The organism is Candidatus Methylacidiphilales bacterium (assembly GCA_033875315.1).
Lineage (GTDB): Bacteria > Verrucomicrobiota > Verrucomicrobiia > Methylacidiphilales > CAZTYG01 > JANRJG01.
In genome coordinates this window covers 1-14,645 of sequence record JANRJG010000023.1, presented here as the reverse complement: position 1 = coordinate 14,645, position 14,645 = coordinate 1, and the positions used below count along the sequence as shown (strand labels likewise).

Sequence of the window (14,645 nt, the reverse complement as noted above, 5' to 3'; positions counted from 1 at the left end):
AAGGGATTCCCCGTCTACAAGAAGACTCTTCAGGTTTCGAGGGGGGCGGCGGAGACAGCTTTGGCGGCCCGCTCGGCGAATTCGACGTGGAATTGGTCGGGGTGGGGTGCGGCGCCCAGGGTATGGGTGCGTCCGAGGTAGTCGGTGAAACTTTCACCCTTCTTCCGGCCGTCTTTATAGTCCTTGAGGTGGGTGCGGAGGATTTCCGGGATCTGGTCCTCGGTGATGCTCTTGGCTTCAAGTCCGGCCAATCGGTCGCCGCGGCTGGAGCCGCCGAGGTAGAAGGCGTATTTCTTCGGGGCACGGCCGACGAAGCCGAAGTCGGCATTGTAGGGGCGTCCACAGCCGTTCGGGCAACCGGTCATGCGGATGAGGATTGGTTCCTTTTCCAGGCCAAGTTCGCGCAGGATGGCATCGATCTTGTCCATGATGCCGCCCAGAACGCGTTCGCTTTCGGCCAGGCCGAGGCCGCACGTCGGAAGGGAGACGCAGGCGTGGGACGTCTTGCGGGCTTCGGTCAGGGTATCAGGAACGGGGATGTGGAATTTGCGCAGGATGGCATCGACGCCGGCTTTTTGGTCGGGGGCGATGTCGTGGAAGAGGAGGTTGGCGTTGGGGGTCAGGCGGACAGGCAGATGGTAGGTTTGGGCAATTTCACGGAATGCCGAGCGGTATTGGATCTGGTCGGTGTCCTTGATCCGGCCCTGTTCAACCCAGATGCCGACAAACCATTTGCCGTCGCCCTGTTCGTGCCAGCCAAGGAAGTCGCCGACGGTGGTGAAGGTGTAGGGCTTGAAAGGCTCGGTCGGGATGCCGGGGAGGCGGGCGAGGACTTCGGCTTTGAACCAGTCGAGGCCGCGTTTTTCGATGAGGTATTTGAGACGGGCCTGTTTGCGGTCCTCGCGGTTGCCATTGTCCCGTTGCACGGTGACGATGGCAATGGCGGCGGCGACGGCGTGTTCCTTGGCCACGTAAAAGAGGGGCTTTCCGAGGACGGGGTAGGTTTGGGTTTGGCCGTGCGACATACCGAAGCCGCCTCCGACGGTGAGATTGTAGCCGGTGACGCGGCCATCCACGACATGGGCGATGTATCCGATGTCCTGGGTGAAGACGTCGGCGTCATTCACAGGGGGGACGGCGATGCCGATCTTGAATTTGCGCGGGAGGTAGTGCTTGCCGTAGATGGGTTCGGCTTTGTCCTCCTGGTTGAGTTCAAGCTTCTGTCCGTCGAGCCAGATTTCGCTGAAGGCGGTGCTGGCGGGCATGAACGTTTCGCTGAGATCTCGACCGAGTTGTTGGACATCGTCGTAGACCGGGGTCTTGAAGGGGGCGGCGGCGGCCATGGTGTTGCGGACGACATCGCCACAGGCACCCCAAGTGGTGAGTTTGGCGCGGACGATGCGGGCGATGCAGTCCTTGAGGGATCCCTTGAGGACGCCGTGCATCTGGAAGCCTTGGCGGTTGGTGATGCGGATGGTGCCGTTGCCGAGGTCGTCGGCCATCCGGTCATGCATCAAATATTGTTCGGCGTTGATGGCGCCGCCGGGGATCTTGCTTCGGACCATGAAGCTCCAGGCTTTGTCGAGACCCTGGGCCTTGCGCGGGTTGCGCAGGTCGCGGTCATCCTGCTGATAGGTGCCATGGAACTTGAGCAGTTGATATTCCTCATCGGAAAAGTGGGTGGCTTCGCTCTGGAGGGTCTGGACGATGGTGCCACGAAGCGAGCGGCTCTGATCTTTGATGGTTTCGACACTGGCGTTGGACATGGTGGTGAGCTTTCCTTTTTTAATCCGATTAAGTAGATAAACTTAGTAGAGATTCGCTTTGGGTCAATGGAAAAGGGGTTCGAAATGGGGTTTCAAGGACGGTAGAGGACGGCGTTGTGGCCGATGACTTGGATGAGTTCGGCGTTGAGTTTCTCGGCTAATGATAGGGCAAGTTCTTGTTTTTGTTCCTTGAGGCCGTCGAAGCGGACTTTGACCAAGTGATGGTGTTGAAGTGCGGTCTCGACGTTGGCCAGGACGGGATCGATGCCGTGCTGACCGACTCGCACACTGGCCGCAAGAGTCTGGGCACGACTGCGGAGGCCTCGGCGTTCAAGACCGGTCTGGGTGTATTGGGTCACAGATGACTGAACCTATCGCGAAACGGGGGCGAATCCAAAGGAATTATTGGGGTGGATCTATTTCAGAGGACGCCAGACGGTGATGCCGGCCTGGCCATAGTTGCCGGCCAGATAGTCGGAAAGGCGGTCATCAATGAGGACTTTGCGCTTCTCGCGGGTCGAGCTGGCGTGCATGAAGCGGAGGACGCCTTTTTTGTCACGCAAAGCCAGGCCGACGTGCGAGGTGGAGAGGCGTCCGCCATCGCGGCTGACGATGCCAATGATGTCGCCGTTCTGGAGTTTGGACTCCATGGCCGCGACTTTGCCCTTGGAGATGTAGAGGGTTTTGAGTTTTTGGATGCGGCTTTCCTCGCGTGTGATGGCGGGGACGAGCGAGGGGGTGGCGCGCAGGTAGCGGTAGCCACGCCAGAGGATGGTCATCTCCCGGCAGACGTTCTCATATTCCACCCCGCCGAGATCACCGGTGATGTCCTGGACGAGACCGCGGCGGTGGTTGTCCGCGCCCCAATCCTCGAGGTAATGGAGGCGGGAGAGGTAGGCCCCGGTGCATCGGCCATCGCGGTAACGGTCAAGTTCGATGAAGTGGAGGAGATTGTCAGGGGTGCGGCTTTTCTCCGGGAGGTCGAGAAGGCGGGCCAAGGCGAGCGCAGTTTCGAAGAAGGTCCAGCAGTCGAGGCCGCTGAAATTGACCGAGGCCGCCTCGATTTTATCGTCGATTTCCAGAGTGTGGCTGAGATAGGGGGTGCCGGTGAGGGCGCGGCCGATGGTGGCGGTGCGTTCGCCAATCGGAAGAGTCTCCCATTTTTCGTCTTGGGCGCGTTTCAGGAGGCCCTCGAAACGGGAGAGTCCGACGAAGACGGTTTCGAAGGGGAGCGCGGGTTGGGAATGGGGCGCGAATTCGGGTTGAACAGAGGGGGGCGACGGAGAGGGAGCTGTGGGGGGTGCGGGGCTGGTGGTGGCCAGCAGTATGAAGAGACCGAGGACTGGGAACATGGGGGGCGAAGCTACCGCAGATGGAGGGGAGAGGAAAATGACAAAACCGGGGGATGTGATCACTCTTTGCGGCGCAGGGCGGGGAGGGCCATGGCGAGGCCGAAGACAATCTGGAAGAGACCCCAACCCAGATTGAGGTTGAGCCCGAGGGATTTGGTGGTCCAGGCCGGGTCACCCCACAATCCGGCTCCGGTGAGGATGAGACCGAAAATGAGGAACATGAGGCCCAGGGGTATGCGGAGGTCGAAGTTCATGGCGTATGGAGTTTGTCAGGCAAAGAGGATGTTGAGGAGAAGGGTGAGGGCAAGGATGGCCAATCCGAGAACAACCGGCCGTTTGTACCAAGGTTCGGCCGCGGCGTCTGGTTTGGGGGTGAGGGAGTAGACGAGCCCGGCGAGTTCGGCGTCGGATTTGGTGCGGGGGGTGACGAAGGAAACGGCGAGCGTGAGGAGGAAGCAGGCAGTCCAGGCGGTGGTGGCCATCCAAAAGTTTTGGCCCATTTCGCTGGCGAAGAGGATTTTCGGGGCGATCCAGGCGCCCTTGATGCCGGGGGATCCATGGGCGGCGAGGGAAAGGCCGTGGAAGATCGCGGCGGCGGCGGTGCCGCCGACAAGGCCGAAGAAGGCGCCGTGGCCGGTGGTGCGCTTCCAGAACATGCCGAGGAGGAAAGTGGCGAAGAGGGGGGCGTTGACGAAGGCAAAAACCAGCTGGAGCATGTCCATGATGTTGTTGAACTGGGAGGCCAGAAAGGCGGCTCCGATGCTGGCGAGGATGCCGAAGACCGTGGCCCAGCGTCCCATCCAGAGATAGTGGGTGTCGGATTGGTTGGGGGCGATGTAGCTTTGGTAGATGTCGTAGGTCCAGACGGTATTGAAAGCGGTGACGTTTCCGGCCATACCGGCCATGAAGGAGGCCATGAGGGCGGTGAACCCGATCCCCAACAAGCCGGTGGGGAAATACTGGGCGAGCATGGCGGGAATGACCATGTTGTAGTCGGGGGTGCCGTCGGCTCCGGTGGGGAGGAACGTGCCCCCGGTTTGGTGATGGAGGGCGATGGCGATTATGCCGGGGAGGATGACGAGGGCGGGGAAGAGCATTTTCGGCAGTGCGGCAATGAGTGGGGTGCGGCGGGCGGCGGCCATGGAGTCGGCGGCCATGGCGCGTTGCACGACGAGGAAGTCCGTGCACCAGTAGCCAAAGGAGAGCACGAATCCGAGGCCCATGACGAGACCGAACCAGCCGATGCCCATGGGATTTTCCGCGGGCCCGCTGAGGTGGATCCATGAGTGCGTCCAGGTTCCGGCTTCGAAGCCTTTTTCCACAGCGACCGGGACGAGTTTTTCTTTCAAGGCGGTCCAACCGCCAATGTCCTTGAGGCCGAGGAAGACGAGTGGCGTGAAGCCGATGACAATCATGAAGAATTGAAGTACCTCGTTGTAGATGGCCGAGGTGAGGCCGCCGAGGAAGATGTAGACGAGGACAATGGAGGCCGCAACGGCCACGCAGGTCCAATAGTTCCAGTGGACCAGCACTTCGAGGAGCTTGGCCAGAGCGTGCAGCGAGATGCCTGAGGAAAAGATGGTCATCAAGGCAAAGGAAATGGCATTGAAGCCCCGGGTTTTTTCGTCGAAGCGGAGTTTGAGGTATTCCGGAACAGAGCGGGCCTTGGAACCGTAGTAAAAGGGCATCATGAAGATGGCGAGGAAGACCATGGCAGGGATGGCCCCGACCCAGTAGAAATGGCTGGTCATGATGCCGTACTTGGCCCCGGACGCCGCCATGCCGATGACCTCCTGGGCCCCGAGGTTGGCGGAGAGGAAGGCCAGGCCGGTGACCCAGGCGGGGATGGATTTGCCCGAGGTGAGGAAGGCGGCTCCGCCCTTCATTCCGCGTTTGAGGGCAAAGCCGATTCCGAGGACGAAAAGGAAGTAGATCGAGAGGATGGAATAGTCGATGGGGCTTAAGTGAAGTTCGATCGCGGAAGCCGTGCTAGCGGCGGAAGATGTCAAAGCCATCATTTGGGTTTAGGGCGATGGTCCAAGCGGTCAAGCATGGGTTGGAAAAGATGGCGAGGAACGGGCTTTTCGGCTTGGGATTCACGCGCGGGACGGCATCGTTGCGCGATGAGTGATTTCAGACGGATGTTTGGAGTGGCGGAATCGGCGGCCCGAGAAGCCGGGCAGTTGATTCGGAGCCAGTGCGGAAGTGATGTCGTGGTGAATGAATCCCATCATCATGATTTGAAGATCCAATTGGATGTGGAAACGCAGCAGCTTTTGGAAAAGCGCATTCTGGAGGCATTTCCTAATCATGCGATTTTGGGGGAAGAGGGTGGATCCGGCAGCGGGGGATCAGGTGCGGAATGGATTCTCGATCCGATCGATGGCACGGTGAATCTGGCCTACGGATTGCCCCATTTCTGTGTGTCCATAGCCTTCCGACAGGAGGGGGTGACGCAGGTGGGGGTTGTGTATGATCCGATGCGGGACGAATGTTTTTCGGCCACCAAGGGTGGCGGGGCGATGTGCAATGGGCGGGCAATCCGGGCCAGCCGGAGGGAGAGGCTGGACGAGGGGATTCTGGCCCTGGGTTTTTCCAAGAGTGCGGAGAGCGTGGAGAAATGCCTGGAGTTGTACCAGTTTTATGGCCGCCGGGCACGCAAGCTGCGTGCGATGGGGTCCGCGGCGCTCGATATGGCCTACATAGCCGCAGGGCGGATGGATGCCTACATAGAGCAGGGAATCAAGATTTGGGACATCGCAGCCGGGCAGTTATTGCTGGAGGAGGCCGGCGGCAGGGTCGTTCTGACCCCGCGGGACGAACCGCATCATTACCACATCAAGGCTTGGAACGGGGTCATGGATCTGCCCATGACCTGAACCGATGATCGACGGCCGAATGGCAGTACTCGGCCCAGCGTTACTTTTTCAATAGATCGCGGATTTCCTCCAAGAGAAGCTCTTGGCGAGGGGGCGCCGGGGGAGCGGGATCCGGTGCGGAGGTGGGTGCCGGACGGCGCAGGGTGTTGACCGACTTGATCAAGACGAAGACCCCGAGCATGAGGAAGAAGAAAGTCACAAGACTATTGAGGAAATTGCCGTAGGGCAGCACGGCGCCAAGGTCGCGGGCCTGGGCAAGTGTGGGCAGGGCGGTGCCCTGGTCGACGGCCAACTTCACCGCTTCCACGCCCTTGGGCGTGAGTGGTAGATAGAGATTCTCGAAATTGACCCTCCCAACGCCAAGTGAGGCGAGTGGCATGATCAGGTCCTTGACCATGGAATCGACGACCGGGCCGAAGGCACCGCCGACAATGACGCCGATGGCGAGATCAAAGGCATTGCCCTTCGTGATGAACTCCTTGAATTCCTTGATGATTTGCATGGTGGATTTCTGGCAGCTTCCGGAGGAAGATCAAGCCCGGGAGCACCTGTGTGTCAAATTCCTTGACGCATTCCACTGGTAATTGGCACGGAAAAGGCGTTTAATTGCAATCTGTGTCAAGGCCCGAAGATACCGAAAGCGTTTCGCTGTCCGACATCAGCCTGGAACAGCTCAAGACCAAGTATCTCCAACTGCGTTTGCAGCACAATGAGCTGTTGGCCTATCGCGATCAGCAGGACAAGGGCATCGCGCTCTACCACCTGATCACCGAAAACATCGCCGACCTTTTGGCGGTGATCGACCCCTCGGGCAAGCGGATTTGGAACAACAAGGCCTATTTTGAAACGCTGGGTTATCGTCCAGAATCTTTGACCAACACCAATTCGTTCATGGAAATCCACCCCGATGACCGGGAAAAGGTGGAACAGATTTTCCGCGAATCCGTGCAGACCGGTGTCGGCCGCAAGGTGGAGTACCGCATGAAGCACCAAGACGGCCGCTGGGTCGAGTTGGAATCCCGGTCGACGGTCGTGCGGAACGAGGGGGGGGAGGTGGAATGCATCGTTTTGGTGGCCCGGGACATTGGCGACCGCAAACGGATGGAAGAAGAATTGCTCCAGTCACAACGGATGCAATCGGTGGCGACTGTATCCGAAAAGGTGAGCGAGAACTTCAATGCCCGGATCGATGCGATTCTGGACAAAGTGAACCTGGCCCGTCAGTTGCTGAAGCCGGGAAGTCCGGAGGCCAAGCTGTTGGCAGATGCCACCGACGAAGGGGACAAGGCACACAATCTCGTCGGACAGCTCATGTCCCTGGGCACCAGCAACGTGAAATCCACAGAGATGGTGTGTCTGCAGGACCTGCTGCGCGACAGCCTGGGCCGGTGCGTGCCGTCCGGGGGGTTGGCGCGCCCAGAAATTTACATGCCCGAGCGGGACATGCTGGTCGGCGGATCGAGGGAAGTCTTGGCGGCAGCGATCGATCAAATACTGACCAATTCGGTCGAGGCCATGGACAAACGCGGGATCATCCGGATCGACCTGGTGAACGAACGCATGGACAAGAGCGGCGCTTTGCTCAAACCGGGACAGTACGCGGTGATTCGCATCCGCGACCAGGGCACCGGCATCCGCGAGGAACACATCAGCCACATCTTTGAGCCCTATTTCACCACCAAGCAAGGGCATCAGGGGCTGGGTCTGTCGAGTGCGTTGGCCGCGATCAGCGAGCACCACGGAACCCTGCGCATCCACTCCAAGCCGGGCACCGGTGCCGAGGCGGTGATTCATCTGCCCGTGGTGACCACGGAAGAGCCGACGAAAAAGCTTCCGCGCACCGACACCCGGGCAGAAAAACGCGCCCGCATCCTCATCATGGATGACGAAAAATTCGTGCGGGAATTCGCGACGGCCCTGTTGGTCCAGCTGGGATATGAGGCAGTGGCGACCAGCAATGGCGACGAACTGGTTGAGGAGTTCCGCGCCTCCTGCCGGATCAAGAGGCCCTATCATGTTATCATCACCGATTTGATCGTGCCGAACGGGGTTGGGGGAGAAATGATTTGTGAGCGGGTCAAGAAACTGGACCCCCAGGTCCGGGTGATCGTCTCGAGCGGCTTCACCAACCACCACGCGATCCAGAATTTCCGTGATTATGGATTCGATGCCTCACTTTCCAAGCCCTACCGAGCGGAAAGCCTCCGCAAACTGCTGGATGAGCTGCTGCCGAGTTAGATGGATGGGTTTGGCCGGATGGTGCCTGGTCGGCCTGCAAATGCTGAGCGGGTGCCGTCGGGATCATTCAATACATGAAACTGAACGGACCGAGCTGGCTTCGCCGCCCACCGTTACCGGGCAGGGAAATGGAACCGGAAACCTCCGCGAAAAGCCCGATCCTTCGGGCGAGTGGCTGTCTCCGGGGGCCGGACCGCGGGAGATCGGGGCATTTTTGGACCAGCACCTCCAGCCGGTTGGCCCGGCGATCGAAGCTGCTCCGGTCCAGCCGCCGGCCCAGCCACCGACTGAGCCCTGATGTTTCCGGCTTTGCCCTTTCCAGGGCGGAGGGGTGGGGCATATTGGGAGAAGCATGAGGAAGATTTCGGATTGGCCTGCCCGCCTTTGGCTGATGGGCCGTTCGCTGGCAGCCAAGAGCAACCTGCGGGTTTTCCCATTGAGAGAGTCGCTGCGGGGCTACCACCGTCTCCTCTTCCTGCGTGACCTGCGGGCCGGATGTAATGTGGCTTTGCTCGACTTCCCCCAAGGGATCGCTTACGCGATGATTGCCGGCCTTCCCGCCCAATATGGGATCTTCACGAGCGCTGTGGCATCCCTGGTTGGACCTTTTTTCTCCAGTTCGCGATATGTCATGCTTGGGCCCACCAATGCCACTGCGGTTTTGGTACTGAGTGGATTGATGGTGCTGCCCGCCGGGGTCGATCACATGGTCGTGATGCCTGTTTTCCTTCTCTTGGTCGGGCTGTTTCTGGTGGTGGGGGCTTTCTGCCGCGTGGCCGGTTTGGTGCAGTATGTCTCCCAGACCGTGGTCACCGCCTATATCACCGGCGCAGCGGCACTGATCATCGTCAACCAAATCCATGCGGTGTTGGGTTTTGATACCGGAGATGCGGCCAGTTTCTTCGCCGTCCTCCAACTGACGATCGCCCGGATCGGAGACACCCAATGGCAAAGTCTTTTTCTGGGGGCCACCACCGCGCTGTTTTATCTGGCTTTCCAGCAGCGGGTCAAAAAAGTCCCCGCTGTGGCCGCGACCCTCCTGGTCATGTCTGTTCTGGGATCGTACCTGCAAATAATCGGCTGGAATCTGGAATTCATCGCATCGCCTGTCGGGCCCGGTTGGATCATCCACCTGCCCTGGGCGGATTTTCGTACCCTCAGCCAACTGGCCAGTGCCGCTCTGGCCGTGGCCTTCCTCAGTTTGGTGGAAACCAGCTCGATCGCCAAATCTCTGGCCAACCGTTCCGGCGACCGGATGGACGCCAACCAGCAGATGCTGGGTTTGGGTTTGGCCAACACGGCCAGCGCTTTTCTCGGAGGCATGCCGGCTTCCGGTTCCCTGACACGATCCGTGTTGAATTGGTCGAGTCATGCCGCCAGTCCGGTTTCGAGCTGGATCAGCGGTCTCTTGGTTGCGGCCGGGGCCCTGTTGTTGAGTGGATGGCTGCACCATATCCCACGTCCGGTGCTGGGCGTTTTGGTCATCATGGTGGGCGTTTCCCTGATCAATGGAAAACAGATCCGCATCGCGTTGAATTCCACCGGCTCCGACCGGATCACTTTCCTCGTGACCCTGGGCAGCGCCCTGTTTTTCACCCTCGACTTCGCCATCTACCTGGGAGTCGCGGTCTCGATCATCCTCTTTCTGCGCAAGGCCTCTTCACCACAACTGGTCGAATACAGTTTCAACGACCAGGGCAACTTGTATGAAATCGCGGACAAGTCGACCCGCGCCCACCCTCGCATTTCGATTGTGCATGTGGAAGGGGATCTTTTCTTCGGCGCGGCGGAGCTGTTCCGCGACCAGGTGCGGTTTGTCAGCGAGGATCCGGACCTGAAAGTGATCATTCTGCGGCTCAAGAACGCACACCACCTTGATGCGACGAGTGTGAGTGCATTGGAGGAGTTGATCCGTTACCTGCGCGAACAGGGCCGGCACCTGATTGTGAGCGGGGCGCGCAAGGAAGTGTACCGCGTCTTCCTGCGCTCGGGATTGATCGAGGTGTTGGGACGTGAAAATTTCTTCATGGGATCGCCCGACAACCCGAATGTTTCCACCCGCAACGCTTTGCGGCGGGCGCAAGAACTTCTGGGGGACGTCAAGGCCGAGGTGAAGATCTATTACGATCCCGACAAACACCCCAACAACCTGATGAATCCATAGTCCTGAAGCCTCCTAGTCAATTAGAGCGGCTAATCAAGTTTTATTAGCGGCACTCATGAGGGTTCAGTCTGTTGGCGGCAGGCAATCCTCAGAATAAGCCTTGCCTGCCACTAAAAAGGGATATATTTTTTAGTTAGGCTAATTGACCATCATTGGGTCAGCTTATTGGGTTAGATTATGCCATTTCTAGATTTCCTTTTTGATACCTCAAGTTTTCCTCCGAGATGGGAGTGTGGCAATTGGACGCCGCTGATGGGGTGGTTCTACATCATTGCCGACCTCTTGATTGCCACGGCCTATTTTGCCATACCGGCTTCGATTTTCATTTTTTACTGGCGCAGGCGTGAGGCGTTGTATTTTCCAAAATTGTATTGGTTGTTTGCCGCCTTCATTTTGAGCTGCGGTGTCGGGCATTTGATCAATGCGACTTTATTCTGGCATCCATGGTATCGTTTATCGGGCTTGGCCAATGCCGTGACGGCGGCGGTTTCGTGGGGGACGGTTTTTGCTTTGGTGCGCTACCTGCCCCAGGCGGTGAAAATGCCGGGAGCGCTGGAATTGGCACGTCAGTTGCAAGCGCAGGTAGATGAGCAACGGGAGACAGAGAAAAAGCTTCGCTTGAGTGAGACGCTCTTCCGCACTCTGGCCGATCATCTGCCATTGATCATTTTCGCCGCAGACGCCAAGGGCCGGGTGGATTTTTTGAATCAGTCATTCTACCGTTTCGCTGGTGACTCGGCTCAGGCACCACCCGATGCCCTGCTGCGAAGGGCGATCCACCAGGAGGACCTGGACCATCTGGTGCGGCTGTGGAGGGAAGGTCATTTCGGCGGCTCCCACATGGAGGGCGAATGCCGCCTGATGAACCTATCAGGTGAATTCCGCCCTTTCATGTTCAAGGCGGTTTCTGTGGAAGTAGGCGCCATCCGTTGGGTTGGATTTGCCGTTGACATCTCACGCCAGAAAGAGGAAGCCGACCAGCAGTTGGTTCTTGAGCGTCAGATCCAGGAGACCCAGAAGCTGGAGAGTCTGGGTGTACTGGCAGGTGGGATTGCCCATGATTTCAACAACCTGTTGACCGGTATGCTGGGCAGCGCGGCCATGGCCCAGATGGATCTGCCCGAGGGGCATCCTGCCCAAGTCCATCTCAAGCAGATTGAAACGACTTCTCTGCGTGCGGCGGATCTTTGCCGCCAGATGCTGGCCTACTCGGGCAAGGGGCGCTTCGTCATCACTCAAATCGACATGAGCAAACTGATCGAGGAAACGACCTACCTCATCCAGTCTTCGATCAGCAAAAAAGCGGTTATTCGTTTCAATCTCGGACATGATCTGCCCCCCTGTGAAGGGGACGCCTCCCAATTGCGCCAGGTGGTGATGAATCTGGTCATCAACGCTTCCGATGCCATTGGGGACCGCTCCGGGTTCATAACCCTGAACACGGGAGTGACCCGCGTTGACACCGACTACTTGGCAAACACGTTCGGGGCCCCCGGTCTTGCAGCGGGCGACTATGTTTTTATCGAGGTCAGCGACACGGGTTGTGGGATGTCCCAGGATATCCTCTCGCGGATCTTTGACCCATTTTTTACTACGAAGTTTTCCGGCCGAGGACTTGGACTGGCTGCGGTTTTGGGAATCATCAAAGGCCACAAGGGCGCGATCCGGGTTTACAGTGAGGCAGGGCGGGGCACGACCTTCAAGATGTTGATCCCGACCTGTACACCGAAATTGGATCAGCAGAACAGCGTCCAGGAGCCGTTGCCGGTTTGGAGTGGCGAGGGGAAGGTGCTTTTGGTGGATGATGAAGAGACTATCCGGAGCATGGTTGGACGGCTTTTTGAAAGGTGGGGTTTTACCTGCCTGATGGCCATCGATGGTCGGGATGCGGTGGAGAAGTTCCGGATCCATGGCGCGTCGATCCGTTTGGTGCTGATGGACCTGACCATGCCGCATATGGACGGAGAAGAAGCGTTCCGGTCCATGCGGACGTTGAACCCGGGGGTGGCCGTCATTCTGATGAGTGGTTACAACGAGCAGGAAGCGATCAATCGATTCACAGGTAAAGGGTTGGCGGGGTTTGTTCAAAAGCCGTTCCTACCCAAACAGCTTGAAGAAATCGTGCGAAAGGTCCTGGCCGACAGGTCCGGAGGATGATTCAGGTGGTTTGCTGCTGGATGCGCATCAAATTGTCTTCCAAATGACGAATGTGACGTTTGGGTGGACCGCTTCGATCAATGGCGGAATCGCTTCCATTCCCCGCGGAACCTTTTAGGATCAGGGGGCATGAGCGATGAATCCGCCCCCGTATCCGATCTGAGCAGCCTGGAAATGGATCTGGCCCGCAGTTTCCTGCCTTCCTGGGCCAAAGAAGAAGATACCACCGAACGACTGGCCAGACTGGCCGAGCGCGAGGAGCCACGCGGGCGAGGGGATCGCGGACGCGATGGCTTTCGTTCCGACCGCGATGGCCGGGGCGCTCGTTCCCAGCGCCGCCCCGATAGCGGACGGGGAACGTCCGGACCAGCGCGTCGGGATGATTCCCGCAAGCCGGGCGCTCAACCACAGGGTGCAGGGCCGAGGCGCGGGGATTCCGGGGCCCGTGGTTCCCGTCCGGAACGCTCCGGAGCGCCGCGGGGTGGAGATCGTCGTTTTGATCGTGGGGAGCGTGACCGCGCGCCGCAGGCCCCCGTCCTCGAGGGTTGGACGGTGCAATTTCTTCCCGAGTCGCATGGAGTCGAAGGGATTGCGCGCCAGATGAAGACGGACCTCAAGGCTTACCCGCTTTTTGATCTGGCCTGGCTGGTCTTGGAGAAGCCCGACCGCTACCGGGTGGAGTTCCGCCGTGCGTCCCCGGAATCGCCTGCCGTTTATCAGGTCAAAATCGACGGCAGTCTCTGGACCGGTGAGCGTGAAGCGGTGGCCCATGTCCTGGCACACCACTTGGAAACGTTTTACCGCCGGGAACGGGTGGCGGTGGAGCCGCCCAAGGGAAATTTTTCATTTGTCGCCGTTTGTGGCATGAGCGGCACGGTGTTGGGTCCACCCAATTACCACGATTATCAGGCCAAGATGCTCCGCTTGTACAATGAACGGTTTGCCAACATGCCCTTCGAGACTTTCAAGGCGCGCATCCGGGTGGAACGGGAAGAAGCCCTGGTGCAGAAGTGGAAAGAAGAGCAAAGCAGCCGCGACGAATTCTACTCTTTGGAAATTCCCGAGGGCGGGGAGGCACGCAAGTTAGCCACCTTGGCCGATGTGGAACAGGATTTCCGTGAACATCATCTCAAAGCTTCGGTTGTGGCCATTCGCGAGAAGGCGATCGTTCCAGGGCCGGTGGCGCTGGGACGCTCGGCTGCACTGGTGGTGGAGCTGGCGCGTCGCACATTGGAAGAATTACGCCGCTTCCCGTTGTCCCTGGCCCACACGCTGGGTCGGCAGTTGACCTCGAAGGGCCTCCATATCTTCAAGGCCCACCAGAAGATCACCTACATTTCCATGGTCCGTCCCCGTTACCTCGAGCGTGAGAACATGCCGGTGGCGGACGGAATCAAGGGGATCCTATCGTATTTGGAAGCCCATGCGCAAACGCCCCGGGCCGAGCAGTGGAAGGACTTGGTGGCCGAACGCCTCGCCGCCTCGGGCGGAACGGATGCGGAGGCAGAATCGGCCATGGCGACCGACCTCATGTGGCTGCTGCGCGAGGGACATGTCATAGACTTTGCCCGCAAGGGATTTGAGGCCGCTCGACGTCCGCAGGTGCCGCCGCCCGCCAAACAATCCAAGGTGGCCAAGAAAGACAAGAAAACCCCGATCATCAATCCAGACGCAGTTGGGCCTGAAATTGCGGAAGTGATCCCGGAGGAACCTGTGACGGAAGTCGCAACACGACCCGGGGCTGATTTGGCTGAGGGTGGTGGCTCTGAGGACGTGTCGGAAACGATGACGGAGGTTGAGCCGCCCACCGAAGTTCAAGATTCTGCCCCGGCAGCCTGATCCGATCGGAGATGAGCCCCCGGCCTTTAGTCTAGAGCATTTTGCCGTTAATCAGCCGCTCGTTCTCATTCTCGTGCACTGTGAAGGGGAGGGAGCGAGCATGAGAGCAAGTTAGAGCACTTTCCACTTAATTAGCTTCGTAGTTGGCATGAGAGAAGAAGTTGGCACAGTGCTCCGGGGTGAAGGATTCGATGGCTTCTTTGAGGGCTGAGATCAGCTCCTTCCAAGTTCTGGCCGATGCTTTGCGCAG

Annotated in this window: 11 protein-coding genes; 5 read left to right on the top strand and 6 right to left on the bottom strand. The window is 58.9% G+C overall.

Going from position 1 to position 14,645, the window contains the following annotated elements:
* Positions 1-29 precede the first annotated feature (29 nt).
* The 5 genes from SFU85_07120 to SFU85_07100 all read right to left on the bottom strand — a co-directional run bounded on the left by SFU85_07120 (position 30) and on the right by SFU85_07100 (position 5,133).
* Complete coding sequence (locus SFU85_07120; GenBank protein MDX6766545.1) at positions 30-1,766, bottom strand: NADPH-dependent assimilatory sulfite reductase hemoprotein subunit; 1,737 nt, start codon at positions 1,764-1,766, stop codon at positions 30-32.
* 92 nt (positions 1,767-1,858) lie between these two features.
* Positions 1,859-2,125, bottom strand: coding sequence for a YhbY family RNA-binding protein (locus SFU85_07115; GenBank protein ID MDX6766544.1), 267 nt, complete (start codon positions 2,123-2,125; stop codon positions 1,859-1,861).
* A 57-nt stretch (positions 2,126-2,182) separates the two neighbouring features.
* A complete protein-coding gene (locus SFU85_07110) occupies positions 2,183-3,118 on the bottom strand; it encodes a DUF1460 domain-containing protein (GenBank protein ID MDX6766543.1) in 936 nt (311 codons plus the stop codon).
* Between the two features lie 59 nt (positions 3,119-3,177).
* Positions 3,178-3,372: a hypothetical protein gene (locus tag SFU85_07105; protein ID MDX6766542.1), complete on the bottom strand. Its 195-nt coding sequence runs from the start codon at positions 3,370-3,372 to the stop codon at positions 3,178-3,180.
* A gap of 15 nt (positions 3,373-3,387) precedes the next feature.
* Positions 3,388-5,133 (bottom strand): sodium:solute symporter family protein, encoded by a 1,746-nt coding sequence (locus SFU85_07100; GenBank protein ID MDX6766541.1) that lies wholly within the window; start codon positions 5,131-5,133, stop codon positions 3,388-3,390.
* Positions 5,134-5,241: 108 nt separating this feature from the next.
* Here SFU85_07100 and SFU85_07095 point away from each other — a divergent pair, with 108 nt between their 5' ends.
* Positions 5,242-5,997 carry an inositol monophosphatase family protein gene (locus SFU85_07095; GenBank protein MDX6766540.1) on the top strand — a complete coding sequence of 252 codons (756 nt, stop codon included), beginning with the start codon at positions 5,242-5,244 and terminating at the stop codon, positions 5,995-5,997.
* 40 nt (positions 5,998-6,037) lie between these two features.
* On the opposite strand, the gene mscL is transcribed toward SFU85_07095, so the two are convergent.
* Positions 6,038-6,499 carry a large conductance mechanosensitive channel protein MscL gene (mscL, locus tag SFU85_07090; GenBank protein MDX6766539.1) on the bottom strand — a complete coding sequence of 154 codons (462 nt, stop codon included), beginning with the start codon at positions 6,497-6,499 and terminating at the stop codon, positions 6,038-6,040.
* Positions 6,500-6,612: 113 nt separating this feature from the next.
* Between mscL and SFU85_07085 the strand changes: the two genes are divergently transcribed.
* The 4 genes from SFU85_07085 (at position 6,613) to SFU85_07070 (ending at position 14,395) form a co-directional block, all read left to right on the top strand.
* Positions 6,613-8,235, top strand: a complete 1,623-nt coding sequence (locus SFU85_07085) for a PAS domain S-box protein (GenBank protein MDX6766538.1) — start codon at positions 6,613-6,615, stop codon at positions 8,233-8,235.
* 352 nt (positions 8,236-8,587) lie between these two features.
* A complete protein-coding gene (locus SFU85_07080; protein ID MDX6766537.1) occupies positions 8,588-10,399 on the top strand; it encodes a SulP family inorganic anion transporter in 1,812 nt (603 codons plus the stop codon).
* A 252-nt stretch (positions 10,400-10,651) separates the two neighbouring features.
* Complete coding sequence (locus SFU85_07075) at positions 10,652-12,556, top strand: response regulator (GenBank protein MDX6766536.1); 1,905 nt, start codon at positions 10,652-10,654, stop codon at positions 12,554-12,556.
* Positions 12,557-12,685: 129 nt separating this feature from the next.
* Complete coding sequence (locus SFU85_07070) at positions 12,686-14,395, top strand: hypothetical protein (protein MDX6766535.1); 1,710 nt, start codon at positions 12,686-12,688, stop codon at positions 14,393-14,395.
* The last annotated feature ends 250 nt before the right edge of the window (positions 14,396-14,645 follow it).

Bases quoted from the DNA above. Each gene is read 5' to 3' on its own strand.
- SFU85_07095 (MDX6766540.1), top strand. From the start codon at position 5,242: ATGAGTGATTTCAGACGGATGTTTGGAGTGGCGGAATCGGCGGCCCGA.
- SFU85_07080 (MDX6766537.1), top strand. From the start codon at position 8,588: ATGAGGAAGATTTCGGATTGGCCTGCCCGCCTTTGGCTGATGGGCCGT.
- SFU85_07070 (MDX6766535.1), top strand. From the start codon at position 12,686: ATGAGCGATGAATCCGCCCCCGTATCCGATCTGAGCAGCCTGGAAATG.
- mscL (MDX6766539.1), bottom strand. From the start codon at position 6,499: ATGCAAATCATCAAGGAATTCAAGGAGTTCATCACGAAGGGCAATGCC.
- SFU85_07075 (MDX6766536.1), top strand. From the start codon at position 10,652: ATGGGGTGGTTCTACATCATTGCCGACCTCTTGATTGCCACGGCCTAT.
- SFU85_07110 (MDX6766543.1), bottom strand. From the start codon at position 3,118: ATGTTCCCAGTCCTCGGTCTCTTCATACTGCTGGCCACCACCAGCCCC.
- SFU85_07120 (MDX6766545.1), bottom strand. From the start codon at position 1,766: ATGTCCAACGCCAGTGTCGAAACCATCAAAGATCAGAGCCGCTCGCTT.
- SFU85_07100 (MDX6766541.1), bottom strand. From the start codon at position 5,133: ATGGCTTTGACATCTTCCGCCGCTAGCACGGCTTCCGCGATCGAACTT.
- SFU85_07105 (MDX6766542.1), bottom strand. From the start codon at position 3,372: ATGAACTTCGACCTCCGCATACCCCTGGGCCTCATGTTCCTCATTTTC.